General features: G+C 62.4%; 6 protein-coding genes. 1 reads left to right on the top strand and 5 read right to left on the bottom strand.

Annotated elements, in window-relative coordinates:
* Positions 1–121: 121 nt before the first annotated feature.
* The 5 genes from LB577_RS29995 to LB577_RS29975 form a co-directional block, all read right to left on the bottom strand.
* Positions 122–952 carry a dipeptide ABC transporter ATP-binding protein gene (locus LB577_RS29995; RefSeq protein WP_224690050.1) on the bottom strand — a complete coding sequence of 277 codons (831 nt, stop codon included), beginning with the start codon at positions 950–952 and terminating at the stop codon, positions 122–124.
* Positions 949–1,806, bottom strand: coding sequence for an ABC transporter ATP-binding protein (locus tag LB577_RS29990; protein ID WP_013891360.1), 858 nt, complete (start codon positions 1,804–1,806; stop codon positions 949–951). The genes LB577_RS29995 and LB577_RS29990 overlap by 4 nt, the downstream gene beginning before the upstream one ends.
* Before the next feature lie 2 nt (positions 1,807–1,808).
* Positions 1,809–2,663 (bottom strand): ABC transporter permease subunit, encoded by an 855-nt coding sequence (locus LB577_RS29985; RefSeq protein ID WP_174324787.1) that lies wholly within the window; start codon positions 2,661–2,663, stop codon positions 1,809–1,811.
* Between the two features lie 70 nt (positions 2,664–2,733).
* Positions 2,734–3,741 (bottom strand): ABC transporter permease subunit, encoded by a 1,008-nt coding sequence (locus tag LB577_RS29980; RefSeq protein WP_013891362.1) that lies wholly within the window; start codon positions 3,739–3,741, stop codon positions 2,734–2,736.
* Positions 3,742–3,792: 51 nt separating this feature from the next.
* Entirely contained in the window at positions 3,793–5,385 is a 1,593-nt protein-coding gene (locus LB577_RS29975; RefSeq protein ID WP_224690049.1) for an ABC transporter substrate-binding protein, read from the bottom strand.
* Positions 5,386–5,868: 483 nt separating this feature from the next.
* Between LB577_RS29975 and LB577_RS29970 the strand changes: the two genes are divergently transcribed.
* A complete protein-coding gene (locus LB577_RS29970) occupies positions 5,869–7,926 on the top strand; it encodes a long-chain fatty acid--CoA ligase (RefSeq protein ID WP_224690048.1) in 2,058 nt (685 codons plus the stop codon).
* The last annotated feature ends 70 nt before the right edge of the window (positions 7,927–7,996 follow it).

The raw sequence follows: 7,996 nt of genomic DNA, 5'->3' as shown, positions 1-7,996 counted from the left end.
AATCTCCCCCCTTGTGGGGGAGATGTCCGGCAGGACAGAGGGGGGCGCGAAGGATCGCTATCTTCGCGGTATGGCGGTCTCCGCGACGGACCACCTTCGCCTGGCACGGTGACGCTCGACCTCAGGCCGCCTTCTTCTTCGCCAGCCTCGCCTTGATCGAGGCGACGTCGGCGCGTGGTGTCGCGGCGAAGAGTGTCTTGGTGTAGCTGTGCTTGGGGTCTGAGAAGACCTCGTCGCGCGAGCCGTATTCGACCGCCTCGCCGAAATACATCACCATCACGTCGTCGGCGATGTAGCGCACGACGGACAAATCGTGGCTGATGAAGACATAGGTCAGCTGGAACTCGTCCTGCAGGTCGGCGAGCAGGTTGAGCACCTGCGCCTGCACCGAAAGATCGAGCGCCGAGACCGGCTCGTCCAGCACCAAGAGGCTCGGGTTGAGCATCAGCGCACGGGCGATGGCGATGCGCTGGCGCTGGCCGCCCGAGAACATGTGCGGGTAGCGGTTGTAGTGCTCGTGGCCGAGTCCGACCTTCTTCAGCATCTTCATCGCCAGGTCGCGCCGCTCGGCGGCTGGCTTGTCGGTGTTGATCAACAGCGGTTCGCCCAGCACATCGCCGATCTTCTGGCGCGGATTGAGCGAGCCGTAGGGGTTCTGGAAGACAATCTGCACCTTGCGGCGCATCTCCCTGGTCAATCCGCCCCTGGCGATATCGACCTTGTTGCCGTCGATGAACAGCTCGCCCGACGTCGCCGGATCGATCAGCGTGATGATGCGGGCAAGCGTGGACTTGCCGCAGCCGCTTTCACCGACGATGGCGAGCGTCTTGCCCTTGTCGACCGTGAAGGAGACGCCCTTGACCGCATGCACGGTGCGCGGTCCGGTGAACAGGCCGCCGCCGATATGGTAGTCGCGGACGATGTTCTTGCCTTCGAGGACCGTCGTGCTCATGCCGAGGCTCCCGCGGCCGAAGGGGCCGGCTCGAACAGCATGTCGGAAACGGTCGGCAGCCGGTCGCCGACGGCGTTCTCGGGCAGCGCCGACAGCAATGCGCGCGTGTAATTGCTTTTCGGCGATTCGAACAATGACAGCACGTCGGCCTCTTCCATCTTGCGGCCCTTGTACTGGACGATGACGCGGTCGGCGGTCTCGGCCACCACGCCCATATTGTGGGTGATCATGATCAGGCCCATGCCGTATTTGGCCTGCAGCGAAACCAGGAGATCGAGGATCTGCTTCTGGATGGTGACGTCGAGCGCCGTCGTCGGCTCGTCGGCGATCAGCAGCTTCGGATTGCAGGCAATGGCGATCGCGATCATGACGCGCTGGCACTGACCGCCGGACATCTGATGCGGGAATGAACTCAGCCGCTCTTCCGGATCGGCGATGCCGACCAGCTTCATCAATTCGATGGCACGCGCGCGCCTCTGGGCGCGGTCCATGCCCATGTGGAAGCGCAGCACCTCCTCGATCTGGAAGCCGACCGTGAAGCACGGATTGAGGCTGGCGATCGGTTCCTGGAAGATCATCGAGATGTCCTTGCCAACGATCTTGCGGCGCTCGGACGGGCTGAGCTTCAGGAGGTCGACGCCGTCGAATGCCATGCGGTCGGCCTTGACCGTCGCGGTGTTGGGCAACAGCCCCATCACCGCCAGCATCGACACCGACTTGCCGGAGCCGGACTCGCCGACGATCGCCAGCACCTCACGCGGCTCGATCGAAAGGTCGATGCCTTGCACGGCCATGAACGGCCCGGCCGCGGTGTCGAAGGAAACGGTGAGGTTCTTGATCTCGAGCAGGGACATGCTCACGACCTCTTCAGCTTGGGGTCGAGCGCATCGCGCAGGCCGTCGCCGATCAGGTTGATGGCAAAGACGGTGATCAGGATGGCGAGACCGGGGAAGGTCACCACCCACCAGGCGCGCAGGATGAACTCGCGCGCTTCGGCCAGCATCGTGCCCCATTCCGGCGTCGGCGGCTGCGCGCCCATGCCGAGGAAGCCGAGTGCGGCCGCCTCGAGGATGGCGTTGGAGAAGGACAGCGTCGCCTGCACGATCAAGGGCGCAATGCAGTTGGGCAGGATGGTGACCAGCATCAGCCTGAGATGGCTGGCGCCGGCGACCTTGGCGGAGATGACATATTCGCGGTTCTTTTCCGCCATCACCGCGGCGCGGGTGAGCCGGGCGAAGTGCGGCTGCAGCACGAAGGCGATGGCGATCATGGCATTGACGAGGCCAGGGCCAAGCACCGCGACCAGCACCAGCGCCAGGAGCAGCGACGGGAAGGCAAGGATGATGTCCATGATGCGCATGATCAGCGTGTCGACCCAGCCACGGCAGTAGCCGGCGAGCAGGCCGAGGATGACGCCGGAGATCAGCGCCGTGGTGACGACGACGAAGCCGATGGCGAGCGAGAAGCGCGAACCATAGATCAGGCGCGACAGCATATCGCGGCCGACGGCGTCGGTGCCGAGCAGGAACTGGGCATTGCCGCCCGCTTGCCAGGCCGGCGGCGTCAGGAAGAAGTCGCGGAACTGGTCGTCGGGCGAATGCGGGGCAAGCAGCGGCGCGAAGATGGCGATCAGGATCAGCAGCGCGAAGACGAACAGGCCGATCACCGCGCCCTTGTTGACGGAGAAGTAGTGCCAGAATTCCGCGAACATCTGCAGCCGGGCGTCCTGCGGCTTGACGACGGTCGCGGCTTCGATTGTGGCTGGGCCTTCGTTGGTCATGTCAATTCGCCCGTATACGCGGGTTGATGACGGCGTAGAGCACGTCGACGATAAGGTTCACCGACATGACGATGAGGGCGATCAAAAGCAACCCGCCCTGCACGGTGAAATAGTCGCGCTTGGAAATGGCGTCGATCATCCATTTGCCGATGCCGGGCCAGGAGAAGATGCTCTCGGTCAGGATGGCGCCGGTCAACAGCGTGCCGACCTGCAGGCCGATGGTGGTGACGACCGGGATCAGCGCATTGCGGAAGGCATGCAGGCCGATGACGCGGCGCGGCGCCAAGCCCTTGGCGCGCGCGGTGCGCACATAGTCCTCGCCCAGCACCTCGAGCATGGCCGATCGCGTCTGCCTGGCGATGACGGCCAGCGGTATGGTGCCGAGCACGATCGTGGGCAGGACGAGGTGCGACAGTGCCGAGCGGAATGCGCCCTTCTGCCCCGAGATCAGGGAATCGATGGTCATGAAGCCGGTGACCGGCTTGAAGAAATAGAGAAGGTCGATGCGGCCGGAAACCGGGGTCCAGTGCAGCGTGCCGGAGAACACGATGATCAGCAGCAGGCCCCACCAGAAGATCGGCATGGAATAGCCGGCAAGCGCGGTGCCCATGGTGAGCTGGTCGAACCAGGAGCCACGGCGGATCGCGGCGAAGATGCCTGCGGCGACGCCGAGCACGACGGCAAAGATCATGGCGAAGATGGCGAGCTCGACCGTTGCCGGGAACCGCACCAGGAAATCCTTGAGCACCGGCGTCTTGGTGGAAAACGAGGTGCCGAAATCGCCGCTGAGGATGTTGGTCAGGTAGGTCAGGTATTGTTGCCATATCGGCAGGTCGAAACCGAACTGATGCATCAGCGCCGTATGGCGTTCGGGCGACAGGCCGCGTTCGCCCGCGAGCACCAGCACTGGATCACCGGGCAGGATGCGCACGAAGCCGAAGGCGAGGATGGTTATCCCGATGAAGGTCGGGATGATGAGGGCGAGCTTACCGAGGATATAACGCAGCATGGCGGGCGAGTGGGGACGGCACCTTGCGGCGCCGCCCCCGTTTCGCGAACCTTATTCGGCGATATCGACGCCGTCGAAGCGGTGGATGCCGAGCGGATCCATCGCAAAGCCGGAGACGGTCTTCTGCATCGGCATGAACACCTTGGAGTGGGCGAGCGTCGCCCACGGTGCCTGCTCCTTGAAGATGACCTGTGCCTGTTCATAGAGCTTGGTGCGCTCGGCCTGGTCGGAAACCGTCTTGGCCTTGTTTATGAGCGCATCGAAGTCCTTGTTGCACCATTCCGCGCGGTTGTTCGAACCGACGGAAGCGCAGCTCAGGAGCACGCCGAGGAAGTTGTCCGGATCGCCATTGTCGCCGGTCCAGCCGACGATGACGGCGCCATCGTGATCGACCGCCGAAGCGCGCTTGAGGTATTCACCCCAATCGTAGCTGACGATGTTGACGGTGACGCCGACCTTGGCGAAATCGGCCTGGATCAGCTCGGCGGTGCGGCGCGCGTTCGGCATGTAGGGACGCGACACCGGCATGGCCCAGACGTTCATCTTGAGATCCTTGACGCCGGCTTCCTCAAGCAGCTTCTTGGCCGCATCCGGATCGTACGGATCGTCCTTCACGTCCTTGTTGTAAGACCACATGGTCGGCGGGATCGGGTTGACCGCCACCTGGCCAGCCCCCTGGAAGACCGCGTCGATGATGGCCTTCTTGTTGATGGCCATGTTGAGCGCCTTGCGGACGCGCACGTCGTCGAACGGCTTCTGCTGGGTGTTGTACATCAGCGCGCCGACATTGAGGCCTTCCTGCTCGTCGACCTTCAGGTTCGCATCGGCCTGGAGGCCGGCGATGTCGGCCGGTGCCGGATACGACATGATGTTGCACTCGCCGGCCTTGAGCTTCTGCGCGCGCACCGCCGGATCGGTGGTGATGGCGAAAACAAGGTCGTCGATCTTCTGCTTGCCGCCCCAATAGTCCGGGTTGGCCTTGTAGCGGATGGCGGCGTCGGTCTGATAGTCGACGAAGATGAACGGGCCGGTGCCGATCGGCTTCTGGTTGAACAGTTCAGGCGTCTTGTCGGCCTGCAGCTTGTCGGCATATTCCTTGGAGACGATCGAGGCGAAGTCCATGCCCAGCGTCGGAATGAAGGTGATCGCCGGTTCCTTGAGGGTGAACTTCACGGTCAGGTCGTCGACCTTCTCGACCTTGGTGATGTTGTCGCCGAACTGGTCATTGTAATACTGGTAGGCGATGCCCGGGATATACTGGAACCAGGGGCCGGTCTTGTCGACCTGGCGCTGGAACGAGAACACCACGTCGTCGGCGTTGAAGTCGCGCGTCGGGGTGAAATAGTCGGTGGCGGCGAACTTGACGCCCTTGCGCAGCTTGAACGTATATTCCTTGCCGTCGTCGGAGATCGTCCAGCTTTCAGCCAGCCCCGGCGAGGTCGTGGTCTGGCCGTGGTCGAATTCGACGAGGCGGTTGAAGACGGTGCGCGAGGACGCGTCGAACGTCTGGCCCGCGGTGTACGGCGCCGGGTCGAAACCCTCTGGCGATGCTTCCGCGCAATAAACCAGAGTTTTCGCGTTGGCCACGCCTCCCAGGACGCTTGCAGCCAGCAACGCGGCTGCAAAAGTCAGTTTCTTCTTCATTGAGCACTCCCTGATGTTCTTCCAAGCCCCTCTATCAGGCTCGCGAAGCGCGCATATAAGCACCGTTTTTCCGGCTTTGGAACACCCCGTTTGCTTACCCCGCGGGAAGCAGGAAAAAAATCCGCGATTTTGCTAAATGGCAGAAAAAATTAGCAGTTTTTCCCATTCACGCTATTATTAACCACCGCATTTTTTTATTGATCTGCCGTCTGGCGGTGTCGATGCCGCGGCCGCTTCCAGCCAATCCACGGCTTCAAAAGATGCGCGTTCCAGAGGTTACCGTGAGGAAAGATTTTCGACGGCAAATCTTTCGGCGCCTTGCCGTCGGGGCAAGACTTGCACCGCCGCCGATAGAGGCAATACATAGATAAAGAGGCTAGATGAACAGGCTGGCGGCAGCGGAGGACGTCTCCATCAATTTGGAGGTGGGCGCGGCACGGGCGACCAAGAAACAGTCGAACAGGAATTGCTAGGGAGGAATGGGTGGCAAAAGCATCGAAGACACCGGTGAAGGCGTCGGCCAAGGCAGTCTCGAAACCAGCCGCCGGCACCGAGGCCACGGCCAAAACCGCGGCCGAGAAGACCGCAGCCAAGCCCGCCGTGAAGGCCCCCGCGGCAAAAGCGGCCGCTGCCGCCAAGAGCGTCACCAAGCCGGCGGCGAAAGCCGCCCCGGCAAAGACTTCTCCGACAAAGGCCTCTGCCGCAAAGGCTTCTTCAGCAAAGGCTTCTCCAGCAAAGGCTCCTTCAGCAAAAACTGAGTCCAACAAGGCCGGGACGGCGAAGACTGCACCGCCGGCCAAGGCCGTCCCGGCATCGAAGCCGGCGCCGGGCAAGCGGCTGCCGAAAGCACTCACCGAACTTACCGCCGGCCTGCCGGAAAAACTATGGCTGAAGAGCTATCCGAAGAACATGCCGGCCGAAATCGGGGCCCTTCCCTACAACTCCATCGGCGACTTCCTCGTTGGCGCCTGCAAGCAGTTTGCCGGCCAGCCGGCCTTCACCTGCATGGGCAAGTCCATCACCTATGCGGAGCTCAAGCGGCTTTCGGCGGCTTTCGGCGCCTATCTGCAGTCGACGGGTTTGCAGAAGGGGGCACGCGTCGCGCTGATGATGCCGAATGTGCTGCAGTATCCGGTGGCGATGATGGCGGTGGTCCGCGCCGGCTACACGGTGGTGAACATCAATCCGCTCTACACGCCACGCGAACTGGAACATCAGCTCAAGGATTCCGGCGCGCAGGCCATCGTCATCCTGGAAAACTTCGCCAACACCTTGCAGGCGGTCGTTGCCAGGACCTCGGTCAAGCATGTCGTCGTCGCGGCCATGGGCGACATGCTCGGCGGCCTGAAGGGCACGATCGTCAATCTGGTCGTGCGCCGCGTCAAGAAAATGGTACCGGCCTGGTCGTTGCCCGGCTATGTCAAGTTCAACGCCGCCCTGAAGGCCGGCAGCGGCATGAATTTCAAGCCGGCCACGGTGGCCGCCAATGACGTCGCCTTCCTGCAATATACCGGCGGCACCACGGGAATCTCGAAAGGCGCTACCCTGCTGCACAGCAACGTGCTGGCCAATGTCGCGCAGAATTCGCTCTGGGTCGAGGACGCCTATACGATCAAGCCCAAACCCGCGCATCTCAACCTCATCTGCGCACTGCCGCTCTACCATATCTTCGCGCTGACCGTGAATGCGCTGATGGGCATGCAGATGGGCGGCCAGAATATACTGATCCCCAATCCGCGCGACATTCCGGGTTTCGTCAAGGAACTGGGAAAGTACCCGATCCATATATTCCCCGGTCTCAACACACTGTTCAACGCGCTGCTCAACAACGAGGATTTTCGCAAGCTCGACTTCAAGCCGCTGGTCCTGACGCTGGGCGGCGGCATGGCGGTGCAGAAGGGTGTCGCCGAGCGCTGGAAGGCGCTGACCGGCTGCCCGGTCTCGGAAGGCTATGGCCTGTCGGAGACCTCGCCGGTGGCTACGGCCAACAAATTCAGTTCCGGCGACTTCACCGGCACTATCGGCCTGCCGCTGCCCTCGACCGAAATCGCCATCCGCGACGATGACGGCAACAACGTCCCGCTGGGAGAAGTCGGCGAAATCTGCATCAGGGGACCGCAGGTGATGGCCGGCTACTGGAACCGGCCGGACGAGACCGCCAAGGTGATGACCAAGGACGGCTTCTTCAAGTCGGGCGACATGGGCTTCATGGACGAGCGCGGCTACACCAAGATCGTCGACCGCAAGAAGGACATGATCCTCGTCTCGGGTTTCAACGTCTATCCGACGGAACTCGAGGAGGTGGTGGCGATGCATCCGGGCGTGCTTGAGGTGGCGGCGATCGGCGTGCCGGACGAGCACTCGGGCGAAGTGCCGAAGCTGTTCATCGTCAAGAAGGATCCGGCCCTGACCGTGGAGACGATCACTGCCTTTTGCCGCGAGAACCTGACCGGCTACAAGCGGCCCAGATACATCGAGTTCAGGACCGAATTGCCGAAGACGCCGGTCGGCAAGATCCTTCGGCGGGCATTGCGCGAATAGGAACGATCTTGGATAATGATCGTGCCGGCGATAGAGGGCCGGATCATGGATTGCGCCTCGACCCGGCTGA

The organism is Mesorhizobium sp. B283B1A (assembly GCF_020165735.1).
Classification (GTDB): domain Bacteria; phylum Pseudomonadota; class Alphaproteobacteria; order Rhizobiales; family Rhizobiaceae; genus Mesorhizobium; species Mesorhizobium opportunistum.
Note: the sequence above shows the minus strand (reverse complement) of the source record. Positions and strands in the feature narration are given on the sequence as shown.